Genomic DNA, 15,649 nt, shown 5'->3' with positions numbered 1-15,649 from the left:
GGTGCCTACTTTCCTGCTGCGCTGGGGTCGGCTTCTGCGCTGAGATCGGTGATGAGGTTGCCGATGAACGCTTCGCAGGCGGCGATCTGTTCGAGTTCGATGAATTCATCGGGAGCGTGTGCCTGGGCGATGTCCCCGGGGCCGCAGACGACAGTGGGGATGCCGGCATTGGAGAACAGCCCCGCCTCGGTGCCGTAGGTGACCTTGTCGTCGCTGATCTCTCCGCCCCACTGACCAGCCAGGGAGACGATGTCGGCCTCCGCCGGAGTTTCGCAGCCGGGGGCGGCTGCCTCAACGGTGAAGTCGACTCGGGCGCTGTCGTTCTCCGCGCGCATCATGCGTTCGAGACGAGCCGCCTCGGCACGGAACCGTTCAACCAGGGCCTCACGGTCGACGGATCCCAGGGATCGGAATTCGAACTGCACGCTCGCCTCGGCGGGGATCGTGTTGACGGCGATGCCGCCGCTGATCGTATTCGCTGTCACCGTGGTGAAGGGCACGACGTAGTTCTCATCGAAAGGTCCCTCGCTGCGGAATTCGGCGGCGACCGCATGGACGAAGGTGACGAACTCGGCGGCGTAGGCAATCGAGTTCACACCTTCCGGGGTCAGGGAGGAATGGGCCGCAACGCCGTGGAAGTCGACGCGGAAGACGTTCATCGACTTGTGTCCGCGCACGACCCGCATGCTCGAGGGCTCACCGACGATGCAGCCGCGAGGGGCCAGACCCGCCTCGGTGATTGTGTCCACGAGGTCGATCGCGCCCACACAGCCGACCTCTTCGTCATAGGAGAAGGCGAGGTGGATGGGCTCCTTGAGCTTCGCGGCTGCCAGCTCGGGCAGTTTGGCGAGGATGACGCCGATGAAGGATTTCATGTCTGCGCTGCCGCGCGCGTAGAGCTTGCCGTCCCTGACCTGCGGGGTGAAGGGATCGCTCGACCAGTCCTGACCGTCGACAGGTACGACATCGGTGTGCCCGGACAGGACGATGCCTCCGCTGGTGGAACCGTCGGCGGCCGGCAGAGTGGCCAGCAGATTCGCCTTGGTGCCTTCGGCGTTGGGCACAAGCTGAGATTCGATGCCCGCGGCCTTGAGGCGTTCGACGACGTGATCGATGAGTGGGAGATTCGTGTCCCGGCTCGTGGTGTCGAAGGTGATGAGATCGGTGATCTCGGAAATGGTGGCCTCGGCCGGTAGTGCGGACACGGCTGCTCCTGACTGTACGGGGATGAACCGTCTGGTCAGCCTGAAGCGGAACCTGGTCGGATCCCTCCCGTGCGGGACAGCGGTGACCAGACCCCGACACACTACGTCCGAAATGTTGGTGAGACTGTTTGGTCTCGTCAATTGAGACTACTGCCTCACGCCTCGTCGGTAGCTGGGTACGTGACCGTTCCGTCCTTGGCGACGGTGGCCCCCGCGCTGAGTTCGGCCGCAGTGGTCTGGTTCTTGCCCATGATGTGGGTGACTGGGAAGTCGTGGGCGAGCAGGTTATCGGCGATGATGCGCCGATGGCAGCGCCACCACACGGCCTCCGAGCACATCAGCACACTGCGGCTGTTCGCGCCCCACTCAAGCAGCCGGTCGAAATCGTCGCGGAACTCCTCCGTCAGGGCATGATCGGCATAGTTGTGGAAACTGCGGTTCTTCCACCACCCATTGACCTCGAACCCGATGTCATGGTTCACGGGTCGCCTGCCGGTCAGCCCTTCGAGCCGACGCAGCTCCACCCCCGACTCGGCAAGGTCATCGAAGAGAGTATCCGCGTTGAACTGGGGGTTCTTCTTCGATCCGGGCAATTTGCGGACGTCGACAACCACCTCGGCGGAATTCTCGGTCAGGAGGTCGATGAACTCCGAGAGGGAATGATTCGAATGGCCGATGGTGAGGAACCGCGAGCTGCTCAATTCTTGTCGATCCGGTGGAGAGCCGTGCCCTTGTGGGCGGCGATGTGGTCGGTCTTGTCGCTCTTGATTTCGTACTGCGGCTCATCCTTCGAAGCGCGACGATTGTGGCCCTTGTATTCGAAGTCTGTGGTGTGGACCTTTGTGATCGTGCCTGAGACTTCGCCGGCCTCCGAGTTCCACCCCACGTGATCGCCGACGGCAAAGTTCTCCGCCATGTCATCCTTCTCAATTCGTCGAATGTCGTCTCTCCCATACAAACACGATGAGGCCATCGGCAACAGGGCGGACCGCTCTCGCGGCCTCAGTTGCGGTTTCATGTACGGTTTCAGAAACCGGGGCCGTGACGGAGGAAGCGGGGCCGCGATTCAGGTTCCCAGCCTCGGCACAGCCTGCCGATGACCATCTTGGGCGGGGACTTCGCTAAAGTCGATGACAGATGACAAGGGGGGAACGATGTCGATCGAAAAAGTACCGTCCGTGCCGCGCTTCGGCGGTCCGAGCGAACTGACGCCGGAAGATCAGGAGCGGGGACGGGGTCTGCGCAAGATGCGCACACTGGCACTGTCGCTGCTCATCCTCGCCACCATCGTCTTCCTTATCACCCACATCTTCACCGACAACACCGGGGTCTGGGGCTTCGTCTCGCGCGCGTCCGAGGCCGCGATGATCGGTGCGATCGCCGACTGGTTCGCCGTCACCGCCCTCTTCCGCCACCCGCTCGGTCTGCCGATCCCGCACACCGCGATCATTCCGCGCAAGAAGGACACCCTGGGCGCGAGCCTGTCCGCATTCGTCGCCGCGAACTTCCTCCACGCCGAGGCGGTGTCGACAAAGATCCGGTCCGCTCAGGTTTCCCATCGTGCCGGTGAGTGGTTGAGCAGATCCGCCAACCGTGACCTCGTGGTCGACCGCGCGGCCGGTGGGCTCGAATATGTGCTGGCTCGCATCGACGACGGATCCGTCGTGGCTCTGACCAAGAACGTCATCATTCCGCGCCTGGTCGCGACCCGCAAGACCCCGGTGCTGGCGCAGCTGCTGCGCCAGATCGTCCTCGACGGTGCGCACCACAAACTTGTCGACCTCATCGTCGCCGAGGCGTACTCCTGGTTGAGCGACAATCCGCAGGTCATCGATGAGATCGTCCACAATCGGGCACCGTCCTGGGTCCCCGATTTCGTCAACGAGCAGCTGTCGAACCGGCTGCAGCGAGAGGTGCTCGGTTGGGTCGCCGACGTCCGCGACAACGAATACCACAAGGCCCGTCAGGCCCTCGACGCCTGGCTCGTCGACCTCTCCGACGACCTCAATGGGGAGACTCCGCTGTCGGAGAAGGCAGAGGTCATCATCAACGACCTGCTCAGCCAGTCAGGGGTCGTCGACTCCGTGCTCGAGATCTGGAGCAGCCTTAAGCAGCTCCTGCGCCAAGCCATCATCGACCCCAATGGCGAGGTGCGCGGACGCATCTCGGAACTCATCGGAGAATTCGCCCAGCGGCTGCAGGCTGACTCGAAGTTCGCCGCCAAGATCGATGACAGGATCGCCACCACGGCCGGAGACCTGGCCGAGAGCTTCGGCCCCGAGATCGCCAGCGTCATCTCCGACACGATCGAACGCTGGGACGCGAAGGAAGCCGCCGAGCGTATCGAGCTCTACGTCGGCCGGGATCTGCAGTACATCCGTATCAACGGAACCGTGATCGGAGCCCTGGTCGGACTTCTCATCCACACGATCATCGTGCTGCTGCCCGGGTGAGGGCGATCATGCTGTCGCGACCCTGGAAATCGCCGTTGCCCGCAGCAGCCAGGCGATCAGCTCGAGGTTGAGTCCACGGGTGTGCACAGCGCCGGAAGAAGGCTTGTCACCTGAGCTCTGATCCACTCGACCGTGCCCGCTCGATCGGCAAGGAAATCCCGCAGCGCGCTTTCGAAGATGCCATCGAACATGGTGTAGGCGGCACGCGATTCGATCATCGGTCGACTCTCGCTCAACTCCGCGTATCGGGTCACCACCCGCCAGATCATGTCCTCGAGTCCACGATCGATGTCGTACACATCGACGCGAAGCGCCTCCTGAAACATGCTCTGCGATCGCAGATCGTACCAGAGACGGTGCATCGACGGCTCTTCCGACAGCGTCTGCACGAGCTTGTCAGCGAATCCGGTGAGCAGTCCATCCGCTGTGGTGGACTCTGACACGACCGAGTCATAACGGTGCATGCACTGGGTCTTGTAGTGCTTGACGCAGAAGATGATGAGTTCGGTCTTATCGCGGAAATAGTAATGAACCACGCCGTGGCTGAATTCAGAGTTCGCCGCGATATCGCGCAGGCTCGTTCGCGCATAGCCGAGCTGGCCGAGGGTCCGCAAGGCGGATTCTGCGAGCTTGATCCGACGTTCGTCGTAGCTGCCCGTGCCCCTCCTGCTGCGGGCAGACTTCTGCTCAGTCTGAGTGCTTGCCACGCTTCCATGCTAGCTGGTGACCGAACCTGGATCAATGGTTTGGACAATTGGTCTTGACACTTGTCAAGAATGAATGTGACGCTGGTCGCACCAGATAAATCACAGGCAAAGGAGCCGAAAATGTCAACATACGATCTGACCGGGCGCAGGGCTTTGGTCACAGGTGGCGCACAGGGCCTTGGTGAGTCATACGCTCGTGCACTCTCCGCTGCAGGGGCCACGGTGGCGATCGCCGACCTGCAGGACCGCGGCGCCGAGGTTGCCTCGGAACTGGGTGAGGGCAACCACTTCGTCAAACTCGATGTCACAGACGATGCGTCGTGGCAGGCCGCGATCGACTCAACGGTCGGTGCACTCGGAGGATTGGACATTGTCATCAACAATGCCGGTCTGGAGATCACCAGTCTGATCACCGATATCGATCCTGCTGACGCCAAGAAGATGCTCGACGTCAATGTTCTCGGTACGGTCCTGGGCCTCAAACACGGAATGCGTGCTATGCGACCGGGTGGGCCCGCAGAAGGCGGCGGAACGATCATCAACGTCGCCTCTGTGGCGGCGACCATCGCCTTTCCCGGAATCTCCGTCTATTCCGCGACCAAGTCAGCGATCGATCGCTTGACAAGAGTGGCCGCAATGGAGAGCGGAAAACTGGGATACGGGGTCCGCGTGAACTGCATCTTCCCTGGTCTGGTCCCCAACGCGATGGGAGCCGGGTTGGCCAACGATGTCTCCGAGCTGGGTCTTTTCGAGTCACCGGAAGCTGCCGTCGGTGCAGTCGTCGATCTGACTCCCTCGGGTCGCTTGGGCGAGGAGGAAGACATTACGGATGCCTTGATGTTCCTGGCCTCGGATGAATCACGATTCGTCAACGGAGCCGCCCTGCAGGTCGATGGGGGAATGGGCATGTGACCCGTAATTACGCTTCCAACCATTTGAGATCTGCATGCCCATACCCATGTGCACCTGAACGCCATTCACGAGTAGGAGAAAATTATGCCTGAGCAGAACAAGCCCGTCGTCGTATACGGAGCCAGCGGATATACGGGCCGCATCATCTGCGAATACCTTCGCCAGTACGGTGTGCCTTTCGTGGCAGCCGGCCGCAACGAGGACCGTGTTCGGAAGTCGATGCAGTCCAACGTCCCTGGGATCGAGACCGCCGATTATGAGGTCCGAGCCGTCGATCACACCGTCGAGGCACTGACTGAGCTCTTCAGCGGAGCCAGCGTTGTGCTCAACACGGTGGGTCCCTTCACCAAGTACAGTCCCACCGTCGTCGAGGCGGCACTGGCCGCAGGAGCTCATTACACGGATACCTCCGGTGAGCAGGATTGGCTGCTCACCTGTGAGACGCAGTTCGGAGAGAAATACGCCGCCAAGGGGCTGCTCCTCTCACCTGGTCTCGCTCAGATGTACACAATCGGCGAGATCGCAGCGAACCTGTGTCTTGAGAAACCTGGACTCGACACCTTGGACATCGCCGTGTTCTGGGGTGGAAGCCCGACGATCGCCTCGACGCAGACGATCCTCGTCAATGCCGCGACCTCGAAGGCGTACTACCTCGAACGCAATGCGTACACCGAATTCGATCCGAATGAGGGGCTGGTTCCACTTGTCGTTCCCGGCCAGCACGAACTGGCGCAGTCCCTGCCCTGGGGCGGAACCAGCCACCCGGTCTGGTTCAAGAACGACCCTCGCGTTGCCAATGTGAAGGCTCAAGGTGGCGTGTTCAATACGCCCCTGATGCGGGGTGTTCCGGTCATTGTGGCCAATGCGCTCGAACAGACCAAGGACATGTCAGATGAAGACCGCGACAAGGTGCTCATCGAGACTGCTGCCCAGGTGATGAGCGAGATGCCGCCGAGGGAGAACCCGTTGGTGAACAAGTCACTCGACTCGGTCCACGCCAGTGGACCTCTGGGGCGGGCACATTGTGTCATCCACGGAAACAGCAATTATCAGCAGACCGGACTGCTGCAGGCCTACTTCGCCTACCACCTGACCCAGCAGGCACCTCGGCGGGTGGGGTTCGCCTCCGGATGCCAGGCACTTGGCCATCAGGAGCTGCTGGGCGTCCTGCGGGAGTTCGGGCTGGTTGCCAAGCCCGTGCTGACCGTACAGGACTGAGATTCAGAACCGAAGACACAGGATTGAAGGAACGACGATCATGAGACTTTTCGACTATCTCGACAAGGGTGCTTCCATCGACCCGAAGGCACCATGCTTGACGACCGATGGCGACACCCTGAGCTACGCACAGGTGCAGGCCACCTCGCGTGAGATCGCTGCCGGACTCGCAGCCAGGCGGGTCAAGCCGGGAGACAAGGTCGCCATCATCTCAGGCAATGATCCGACAGCTTTCACCTGTGTCTTCGGAATCAGCCGGATCGGAGCCGTCTGGTGTCCGATCAACCCTCGCAACGAAGCTCAGGAGAATCGCGAGTTGCTGGAGCTCTCTGACTGCAAGGTCGTGATCTTCGCGAATGCCTACACGGAACTCGTCGACCGTATTCGAGGCGATCTGCCCATGGTCCATACCTGGGTATGCCTGGATGCCGAGCCCGGAGGGGTGGTCAGCTGGGGAGCGTTCCTCGAAGCTGGCGGGGACCGGCAAGCTTCGGGCGCACCTGTGGGCGATCTGGCGATGGTCGTCGGCACCGGGGGCACGACCGGACGGCCCAAGGGGGTGATGTTATCGAATCAAAATCTCGAAACGATGACCGCGCTCACCTTGATGTCTTATCCGTTCAGGAAGAAGCCCGTGTACCTGGCGATGGCACCGCTGACACACGCTGCCGGGGTCCTGTGCTTTCCGATCCTCTCCCTCGGCGGTGAGATAGTCATCATGCGCGGTGCCGACGTCGGGCAGTTCCTGATCAATGTCGAAGAGCATGGGGTGACTCACTCGTTCCTGCCCCCGACGATCGTATACATGATCCTCGCCGAGGCGGGGCTGGAGACCACCGATCTCAGTTCTCTCGAGTGCCTGTGGTACGGGGCTGCGCCCATGTCGCCTGTGCGTTTGGAGGAGGCGATCGAAAGGATCGGCCCGGTCATGGCGCAGCTGTTCGGGCAGACGGAGGCACCCATGATGATTTCGACCTTGGCACCGGAGGATCATTTCCTGCCTGACGGAACATTGGCTAAGAACCGCCTGAGTTCGGCGGGCAGACCTTCCCCTCTGTGCACGGTGGAGGTGATGTCTTCCGACGGCGAGATCCTCCCCAGAGGAGAACGCGGCGAGATCGTCGTGCGCGGATCTCTCGTCATGGAGGGCTACTACAAGAATCCCGAGGCGACCGAGGAGGCGACGCGATTCGGCTGGCATCACACCGGCGACATCGGCTACCTCGACGAGGAGAATCTCCTCTACGTCGTCGATCGAGCCAAGGACATGATCATCACCGGAGGTTTCAACGTCTATTCCACCGAGGTGGAACAGGCACTGCTCTCCCATCCTGATGTGCAGGACTGCGCTGTCATCGGGCTTCCGGACGAGCATTGGGGTGAGATGGTCACCGCTGTCGTCCAACTTCGCCGAGGCGGTGAGGTGACCATGGATGAACTGCGGGTCCATGTGAAAGGACTGGTCGGAAGCATCAAAACACCGAAACGCATCGATGCTTGGAACGATCTGCCCCGATCCAAGGTAGGCAAGGTCCTCAAGGTCGAAATCCGTGACGAGCTTCTCAAAAGCGAAACTGCCGTTTCGAGTTCCTGAACCGCGCGGAGCACTGCGTTCTCGTGGAGGATCACACGGCGCGCACGGGCTGGTCCGCGAGCTGGTCAGCGATGCTGCGGGGCTCCCGTCCGAGAAGGCGAGACAGCGTGTGGTCGGGTTGAGCGAAGTGGTTGCTTCGCGTTGCTTGGAACATTGCCAAAGTGAAGCGTGCTGCCGACTCGGGTACCCCGTCGGCAATCTCACCAGCAACCCATTCCTCGTCATCGACAACGATACGTTCGACGGGGCGGCCCGACAGTTCGGAAGCCTGTGCAGCGAAGTCGGTGAGAGTCACCGGAGAAGCCGGAGTGAGATTGACTGGGCCCTCGAACGCCTCAGCGCTGGTGAGGATCGTCGCGGCCGCTTCGCCGGCGTCGCGTCGATCGACCCATGCGAAGGGGCCATCGGCCGGCTTGGCGATCGTGCCCGTTGCCTGCCATGGTCCGAGGAGCTGCTCGAGGTGACCATAAAAGCCGTTGCGCAGAGCCGTCCATGCCACGCCAGACTCGGCGAGGTACTGCTCCGCAGCAGCGTTGATTGCCAGCGGGGGATAGGGCGTATTGAAGCCTGTTCCGTGAGCGCTGGTGTAGAGGATCCGTTTGGCCCCGGCCTCGACTGCGGCGTCGATGGCGGTCCTGTGCTGAGAGTTGACGTCCGCGGTGACGTCGCTCGATGAGACCAGCAGCACCTGCTCGGCATCGGCGAACGAATCGCGGAGCGCGGCCGGCTCGTCGTAGCTTCCTTGTCTGACGCGGACTCCTCTGTCAGCCAGATGCTGCGCGCGTTTAGGATCGCGGACGCTGACGCCGATGTCACTCGGCGGAATCCGGTTGAGGAGATGTTCCACAGTTAATCCGTTGAGAGCGCCCGTTGCTCCGGTCACGATGATCATTACGGCGACCTTTCGCTGAAGCCGGTCCGAGACCGGTGCTGATGGAGGCACCCCTTTCAAGTTGACTGGAATGGTCAACTTAGTGCCGACATCCATCCTGCGGTAAAGTGACCAGTAGAGTCAAGTTATGGAGAGAACAGGGAAGAGCTGAGGGTGGCTGATAGGAATTCTGGGCCGATGTTGCGCACTGATGCCCGCCGTAATGTCGAGAGGATCCGCGCTGCCGCAATCGAGGTGTTTCGCGTCGAGGGACTTTCGGCACCTCTGGAGAACGTTGCCGCTGCCGCCCAGGTGAGCAAGGCGACGATCTTCAATAGGTTCGGCGGGCGGATCGGACTGATCGATTCCGTCATCGACGAGGTTGTCGCGACTGGGCTGAAGTCCGTGATCGATGACGCCCGCTCAGTTTCCGGTATCAGTGAGCGGATTCGATTCTACGTCGGTGCCATCCGCGACCTTCAATACCGACTGCCGGCGGTCAACGATGTTCTCCTGCGGGCGTTTCCTGCCTCGGGTCCACTCATGGAGCTCTGTCACCTTGGGGGAAGCTTCCACGAGGAGCTTGTGCAGGATGGGCATGCGGCCAACGCCTTGGCCGAAGAGGTCACGCCGGATGACTTTCAAGCGATGGCCGTCGACAACTCACTTGCACTCAAGTACGGGGTTCGCCCTTCCAGAGCGGCCTACGATCGACGAACCGGATTTGTTCTCGACGGAATCTGCCGCTCACTTCAGAGCTGAGGCCCCTCGCCCTCTTCTTGGTGGATGAGCTGGATGAGGTTGCCGACCGTGTCGTCGAGAACCGCCGTGGTGACCGGGCCCATGGTCGTCGGTTCCTGAGTGAAGGTCACGCCGAGCGCGGTGAGTCGATCGTATTCTGCTTGGACGTCGTCGACGGAGAACTGGTTGATGGGGATTCCGTCTGCCTTCAGCGCAGAAGTGAAGTCGTTCGCGGCGGGGTGTCCCTTGGGTTCGAGGACGACTTCCACGCCATCGGGATCCTCTGGTGAGACGACTGTCAGCCAGCGGAAGTCCTCGCCGACCGGCACATCGACCTTTGGAATGAAGCCGAGCCGATCCGTGTAGAACTTCAGAGCACGAGCCTGATCGTCGACCGGAATGCTGATCCACTGTGCCTTCATGATGACTCCTCAGTAGTAGACGTGTCTTGGTTCGTCCTCGTCGCGAGTCCACCCAGAGTGGTTCACGCGAAGTGGTTCATTGGAAGCGGAGCTATCGGGCGTCCGCTGCGCATTCACAATAGGCGGCTGATCGCCGATTGGTCTATCGGCGGGTCCGGCCCCGTGCCAATCACCAAGTGATTCGCCGGATCTGCAATCCCCCTCCCAAGTGTCGGGTTTTCCTCGCCGAGGTGGTGGGAGGTCTTCATAGTCGGGCAAGTCCGATTGCGAAAATATAGAGACATGACAAACACACAGCTTCCCGCAATCATCACATCAACGAACGTGACCAAGCACTACAACCAGACCTATGCGCTCGCCGGAGTCGACCTCACCATCGGCCTCGGCGAATCTTTGGCCATCATGGGGCCCTCCGGTTCCGGAAAGACGACCCTCCTGCACTGCTTGGCCGGCATCATCCGTCCTGATGAGGGAAATATCCGCCTCCTGCCCACCGACCGCAGCGCTGCCGCCGAGATCACGTCACTGAAGGAGAAGGGCCGCACTGCACTGCGCCGCGAGGTCTTCGGCTTTGTCTTCCAGCAGGGTCTGCTCCTGCCCGAACTCACCGCTCTTGACAATGTCGCGCTCGCCGCCATGCTCTCAGGCTTGAAGCGCACCGATGCAACCGAACATGCCCGCGCGTGGCTCCAGCGCCTGGGACTGGCCGAGCACCTGAACAAACGCATCGGACAACTCTCCGGCGGGCAGGCTCAGCGCGTGGCCATCGCCCGCGCCCAGGTCACCCAGCCCGTGGTCACCTTCGCCGACGAACCCACCGGCGCCCTGGACTCCTCCACCTCCAGCGAGGTGCTCTCCGAACTCCTGGCATCCACGACCGGACGGGGCTCCACTCTGGTCGTGGTCACCCACGATGAGACGGTGGCCGCTCGCTGCTCGCGCATCGTCCGCCTTGCAGACGGTCGGATCGTCTCCGACTCCGCGAACCAGCCTATGGGGAACGACCAGCTCGTGCAGAGCAGCCAGTACGTTCAGAACAACCGGTGATGCCGACCATGAATATCCTTCCCGTCGTACTGACCAAGAAATCTTTCACCTCGTCGACTTCGAAGCTCGTCGCCATCGCATTCTTCGCATGCTCGACGCTCTTCCTCACCGTCGCCGGCGGTGCCTGGGCATTCAACGACCGACCCGATGTCTCCGGATACGCCGAGGTGGCCGACCTCTATCGCATGCTCGCGATCTTGGCCACGGTCTTCCTCGTCGTTCCCGCGATCAGCTTGGGGGTCGCCTCGGCGAAGTTGAGTGCCCGGCGGCAGGATGAGCGCCTGTCCACACTCTCCCTGCTGGGCGCGAGGCCCGGCACTGTCCGGCTGCTGGCGGTCGCCGAACCCTTCATCCCCGCCGCGACCGGCATCATCGCCGGGATCGTCGGCTACTTCCTGCTCGCCTACCCACTCAGCCTCCTCGTCTTCACCGGTGAACCGTTGGGGTACTCCGCACTGATGATGCCGGCGTGGCTGCTCGCCGCAGTCGTCATCGGACTGCTGTTCGTCTGCCTCATCTCCGCACTGCTCGGCCTGCGCAGGATCACGGTTTCGCCGTTGGGCGTGCGGACCAGGTCCTTGGCCAGGAAGTTCCCCGTGGCTCGCATCATTTCCGTGGTCGTGCTCGCGGTCGGAATGATCGGCGCCCTCGTCTTCTCCCTCAACCGGGACCAGCCGAGGATGACCTATACGATTGCGAGCATCATCACGATCGGCATCGCGCTCCTGCTCATCAACGTCATCGGTGTTCTCGTCATGCGCATCCACGGCTGGTTCAGTCACCGGATCGCCCGCACACCCACGTCGATGATCGCGGCGTCGATGATCGCCGATGCACCGGCACAGTACTGGCGTCGCGTGGCAGGTCTGGCGATGATCATCTTCATCGCGGTCGTCGGTGGTGCCGGCACGGCGATGATGCGGGCGAATCAGGGAGATCTCACCGCCGAGGACAAGGCGATCATGGGCCCCTTCCAGTACATGGCCGATGACATCTTCACCGGACTCACCCTCACCCTGGCTATCGCCTTCGTCTTCATCGTCATCTCCGCGACGATCAACCAGGCAGCAGACATCCTCGACCGGGCATCGACCTACCGTGAGCTGCACTCGGCGGGAATGACGCAGAAGATGATGCACCGAGTCACTGTCAACGCGGTCATGTCGCCCATCGTCCTCGTCACCCTCGTGTCCCTGGTACTGGGTGGAATGCTTGCCGGACTCATGGCCTCGGTCAGTGACCTCGGCGATCCGCTGACCATTGGGGTTGTCGCAGCAGTGCTCGTCGGCGGCGTGGCGATGGTGTGGCTGGGGCTGCAGTTCACCCGTCCGCTCGTGCGCAGCGTGACCGCTGTGAACGCTGCGGCCTGAGAAGGAGATCGACATGCCCACCGTTCTGCCCACAGCAACCCGCGTCGTTCCCCTCGTCCTGGGGCGCAAGACGCTGACCTCGTCGAGTTCGCTGCTGGTGATGAGCGCGTTCTTCGCCTGTACCTCCCTGTTCCTCACCGTTGCTGCCGGAGCCTGGATGTTCTTCCAGATCCCACCCAGCCCGGACCCGGGTATGGCTGGGATGGACTTCATGTACAAGTTCCTCGCGAGCTTCGCGACCATCCTGCTCGTGATTCCCGCGAGCACACTGGCGTCGGCTTCGGCGACTCTGTCCGCCCGGCGACAGGATGAGCGGCTGTCCACGCTGTCGCTGCTCGGGGCGAGGCGCTCGTCCATCGTCACCCTCGCGGTGGCCGAACCGCTGGTGCCGGCGATCTGCGGAATCGTCCTCGGCGTCCTCGGCTACCTGGGCCTGTCCTGGCCGGTGAGCCTGATCCACTTCATGGGACATTCCATCGGATACGCGAACATGCTCATGCCCGCCTGGTTGGTGGCCTCGGTGGTCGTGTTCCTCATCCTCGTGTGCATCGCGGCCTCGCTGATGGGCCTGCGCAGGGTCGCGATCTCACCACTGGGTGTGCGCACCAAGGCCTTGGAACGGAAGTTCCCCGTCGTTCAGGTGGTTCTGGCGTCCCTTGTGATCCTGGCTCTGCCGGTTGTCGTGATGCTGACGAAGAGCGGAGGGCTCGGTCTGGGAATCGTCCTCTCTACGGTCATCGCAACCTTCATCCTCGGTCTGATCGTGGTCGACCTCCTCGGCGGGCTTCTGATCAGGTGGTTTGCCCATCTGAGCGGGAATAGGGCGCAGACCCCGGAACGACTCATCGCCGCGCGGTTGGTCTCCGACGAACCCAAGCGGTTCTGGCGCAGAGTCTCCGGGTTGGCCATGACTGCGTTCGTCGCCGCAGTGGGCGGAACCGGCATCTCGCTCATGCAGCTCGGCCTCGACGCGGGGGATGAGCCGGGCGCCCGGATGCACGACGCCGACCGGTTCCTCCTGCAGGACATCTTCACCGGAGTCATGCTGGTGATGGGAATCTCGATCCTGTTGATCGCCGTATCCGCGCTGATCAACCAGGTCGCCGACATCTACGATCGAGCCGACACATTCCAAGATCTCTATGCCGCGGGAATGGATCCGGAGACCATGCACAAAGCCATGGTGAGAGCAGTTCTGGGGCCGGTCATCTGGGTGTCGCTGCTGGCAGGCGGGCTCGGTCTGCTTCTCGTTCTGCCTTTGGCCGGGGCAGCGCTCGTGCTCAAACCGATCACGTTCTCAACGATTCTTGCGTCAGTGGTCCTCGGTATCCTCATCATCAGATCGGGATTGCAGCTGGCGAAGCCGATCCTCGTGACCGTGGCGACCGCAGGCCGTTCACGGGCATGAGGAGGGTGTTGTGAGCATGCCGGAGTGAGCGTGTACTCACACTCGGATATCCCCGCCGAGGTGGGTCTGCGGCTTCTCGATCCAGGTACAGTTGGAGGGCGTTGAAAGCGGGTGTCCGCCGGCAAGGTTCGAGGAAGAGGAAGACGATTGAGCAACAATCAGGGGTTTGACGGGATGAGGACCCCGCCGCAGGACGTCGAGGCCGAGCAGAGCGTCCTCGGTGCGATGCTTCTGTCCAAGGATGCGATCGCCGACTGCGTCGAATCCATGACCGGCGATGACTTCTACAAGCCTGCTCACGAGACTATCTACGAGGCCGTCCTCGACCTGTATTCGCGCGGTGAGCCTGCGGATTCGGTGACGGTGGCCAACTACCTCACGAAGACCGGTGACCTGTCCCGAGTCGGTGGCGCAGCGTACCTGCATACGCTCATCTCCTCCGTTCCGACTGCCGCCAACGCCGGCTACTATGCTGCGATCGTGCGCGAGCAGGCCGTCCTGCGCCGCCTTGTCGAGGCCGGCACTCGCATCGTACAGATGGGCTATGACGCGGAAGGCGACACCGATGAGGTCGTGAACTCGGCCCAGGCGGAGATCTACCAGGTCACCGAGCGTCACACCACAGAGGATTATGTGATCCTCTCTGACATCCTCAGCGATGTCGCTCAGGAGATCGAACGCAATGGCGACACCGACGGCCAGACCGCCGGCGTGCCGACCGGATTCACCGAATTCGATGCGCTGACCAACGGGTTCCACCCTGGCACGATGATCGTCATCGCGGCTCGTCCCGGTGTCGGCAAGTCCACCCTGGCGTTGGACTTCATGCGCTCGGCGGCGATCCACCACGGCCAGGCCGCCGTCTTCTTCTCCTTGGAGATGGGCAAGAACGAACTCGTCATGCGTCTGCTGTCCGCGGAGTCGGAGATTCCTCTCCAGAACCTGCGCCGAGGTGAACTGTCCCCTCACGACTGGACGACGCTGGCCGCGACGGAGTCGCGCATCAACGACGCCCCGCTGTTCGTCGACGATTCCCCGAACATGGCGCTCACCGAGATCCGCGCCAAGTGCCGTCGTCTGAAACAGCAGCACGATCTCAAGATGGTCTGCGTCGACTACCTGCAGCTGATGAGCTCCGGCAAGAAGGTCGAATCGCGTCAGCAGGAGGTCTCCGAGTTCTCACGTTCGCTCAAGCTCTTGGCCAAAGAGCTTGAGATCCCGGTCATTGCCCTATCGCAGCTCAACCGTGGCAGCGAGCAGAGGACTGACAAGCGACCGATGATCTCGGACCTGCGTGAGTCCGGTTCGATCGAGCAGGACGCCGATATGGTGCTGCTCATCCACCGTGACGACATGTACGACAAGGAACACGAACGTGCCGGCGAGGCCGACATCATCGTCGCCAAACACCGTGCGGGTCCGACAGCCGACATCTCCGTGGCCTTCCAGGGCGCGAAGTCCCGCTTCGTCAACATGCCGCAGTAGACTCTTCTGCTGCGGAGAAGCGTTCACGATTGCCCCGCGATCGCTACGTAGTCGGTTTTGCGCAAAGTACACCTGTGCTTCTCGCGCAAAGTCGGAAGCATCTGTGCACATTGCCAGTCGACAGTTGCACTCAGCAATTTTCGAGGTGCCAGAATCAATGATTGTGACGGCCTCGGATGTTGCACCTGGTTCCGCCGCATGTTCAGTATTGCGTCA

At 61.8% G+C, this 15,649-nt stretch carries 15 protein-coding genes; 9 read left to right on the top strand and 6 right to left on the bottom strand.

Annotation, left to right across the window (positions count from 1 at the left end; translation table 11 throughout):
• Positions 1 to 5: 5 nt before the first annotated feature.
• The 3 genes from argE to JTF07_RS16520 all read right to left on the bottom strand — a co-directional run bounded on the left by argE (position 6) and on the right by JTF07_RS16520 (position 2,121).
• Positions 6 to 1,205 (bottom strand): acetylornithine deacetylase, encoded by a 1,200-nt coding sequence (argE, locus tag JTF07_RS16530; RefSeq protein WP_353843998.1) that lies wholly within the window; start codon positions 1,203 to 1,205, stop codon positions 6 to 8.
• 155 nt (positions 1,206 to 1,360) lie between these two features.
• Positions 1,361 to 1,906, bottom strand: a complete 546-nt coding sequence (locus JTF07_RS16525) for a DUF488 domain-containing protein (RefSeq protein WP_204235316.1) — start codon at positions 1,904 to 1,906, stop codon at positions 1,361 to 1,363.
• Positions 1,903 to 2,121 carry a hypervirulence associated TUDOR domain-containing protein gene (locus JTF07_RS16520; RefSeq protein ID WP_204235315.1) on the bottom strand — a complete coding sequence of 73 codons (219 nt, stop codon included), beginning with the start codon at positions 2,119 to 2,121 and terminating at the stop codon, positions 1,903 to 1,905. Before JTF07_RS16520 ends, JTF07_RS16525 begins: the two co-directional genes overlap by 4 nt.
• A 238-nt stretch (positions 2,122 to 2,359) precedes the next feature.
• Here JTF07_RS16520 and JTF07_RS16515 point away from each other — a divergent pair, with 238 nt between their 5' ends.
• Positions 2,360 to 3,658, top strand: a complete 1,299-nt coding sequence (locus tag JTF07_RS16515) for a DUF445 domain-containing protein (protein ID WP_204235314.1) — start codon at positions 2,360 to 2,362, stop codon at positions 3,656 to 3,658.
• A 56-nt stretch (positions 3,659 to 3,714) separates the two neighbouring features.
• Here JTF07_RS16515 and JTF07_RS16510 read toward each other — a convergent pair whose 3' ends face one another.
• Positions 3,715 to 4,365, bottom strand: coding sequence for a TetR/AcrR family transcriptional regulator (locus JTF07_RS16510; RefSeq protein WP_204235313.1), 651 nt, complete (start codon positions 4,363 to 4,365; stop codon positions 3,715 to 3,717).
• A gap of 120 nt (positions 4,366 to 4,485) precedes the next feature.
• Here JTF07_RS16510 and JTF07_RS16505 point away from each other — a divergent pair, with 120 nt between their 5' ends.
• The 3 genes from JTF07_RS16505 (at position 4,486) to JTF07_RS16495 (ending at position 8,089) form a co-directional block, all read left to right on the top strand.
• Positions 4,486 to 5,277, top strand: a complete 792-nt coding sequence (locus JTF07_RS16505) for an SDR family NAD(P)-dependent oxidoreductase (protein WP_204235312.1) — start codon at positions 4,486 to 4,488, stop codon at positions 5,275 to 5,277.
• A gap of 84 nt (positions 5,278 to 5,361) precedes the next feature.
• Positions 5,362 to 6,495 (top strand): DUF5938 domain-containing protein, encoded by a 1,134-nt coding sequence (locus tag JTF07_RS16500; protein ID WP_204235311.1) that lies wholly within the window; start codon positions 5,362 to 5,364, stop codon positions 6,493 to 6,495.
• 40 nt (positions 6,496 to 6,535) lie between these two features.
• Positions 6,536 to 8,089, top strand: a complete 1,554-nt coding sequence (locus JTF07_RS16495; RefSeq protein ID WP_204235310.1) for an AMP-binding protein — start codon at positions 6,536 to 6,538, stop codon at positions 8,087 to 8,089.
• Positions 8,090 to 8,120: 31 nt separating this feature from the next.
• On the opposite strand, the gene JTF07_RS16490 is transcribed toward JTF07_RS16495, so the two are convergent.
• Positions 8,121 to 8,981, bottom strand: coding sequence for an SDR family oxidoreductase (locus tag JTF07_RS16490; protein WP_204235309.1), 861 nt, complete (start codon positions 8,979 to 8,981; stop codon positions 8,121 to 8,123).
• A gap of 177 nt (positions 8,982 to 9,158) precedes the next feature.
• On the opposite strand from JTF07_RS16490, the gene JTF07_RS16485 reads away from it, so the two are divergent.
• On the top strand, positions 9,159 to 9,722 hold the full coding sequence (locus JTF07_RS16485; RefSeq protein ID WP_204235308.1) for a TetR/AcrR family transcriptional regulator: 564 nt from the start codon (positions 9,159 to 9,161) through the stop codon (positions 9,720 to 9,722).
• On the opposite strand, the gene JTF07_RS16480 is transcribed toward JTF07_RS16485, so the two are convergent.
• Complete coding sequence (locus tag JTF07_RS16480) at positions 9,713 to 10,123, bottom strand: VOC family protein (RefSeq protein ID WP_204235307.1); 411 nt, start codon at positions 10,121 to 10,123, stop codon at positions 9,713 to 9,715. The genes JTF07_RS16485 and JTF07_RS16480 overlap by 10 nt on opposite strands.
• 282 nt (positions 10,124 to 10,405) lie before the next feature.
• Here JTF07_RS16480 and JTF07_RS16475 point away from each other — a divergent pair, with 282 nt between their 5' ends.
• From JTF07_RS16475 to dnaB, 4 genes are all read left to right on the top strand, one after another.
• Positions 10,406 to 11,170, top strand: coding sequence for an ABC transporter ATP-binding protein (locus JTF07_RS16475; RefSeq protein WP_204235306.1), 765 nt, complete (start codon positions 10,406 to 10,408; stop codon positions 11,168 to 11,170).
• The gene (locus JTF07_RS16470; protein ID WP_204235305.1) at positions 11,170 to 12,540 is read left to right on the top strand and encodes an FtsX-like permease family protein; all 1,371 of its coding nucleotides are present in this window, start codon (positions 11,170 to 11,172) and stop codon (positions 12,538 to 12,540) included. Before JTF07_RS16475 ends, JTF07_RS16470 begins: the two co-directional genes overlap by 1 nt.
• A gap of 13 nt (positions 12,541 to 12,553) precedes the next feature.
• The gene (locus tag JTF07_RS16465; RefSeq protein ID WP_204235304.1) at positions 12,554 to 13,948 is read left to right on the top strand and encodes an FtsX-like permease family protein; all 1,395 of its coding nucleotides are present in this window, start codon (positions 12,554 to 12,556) and stop codon (positions 13,946 to 13,948) included.
• A 174-nt stretch (positions 13,949 to 14,122) separates the two neighbouring features.
• Positions 14,123 to 15,433 (top strand): replicative DNA helicase, encoded by a 1,311-nt coding sequence (gene dnaB, locus JTF07_RS16460; protein ID WP_050773361.1) that lies wholly within the window; start codon positions 14,123 to 14,125, stop codon positions 15,431 to 15,433.
• Positions 15,434 to 15,649: the final 216 nt, after the last annotated feature.

Source organism: Brevibacterium sp. RIT 803, from assembly GCF_016892625.1.
Classification (GTDB): Bacteria; Actinomycetota; Actinomycetes; order Actinomycetales; family Brevibacteriaceae; genus Brevibacterium.
Note: the sequence above shows the minus strand (reverse complement) of the source record. Positions and strands in the feature narration are given on the sequence as shown.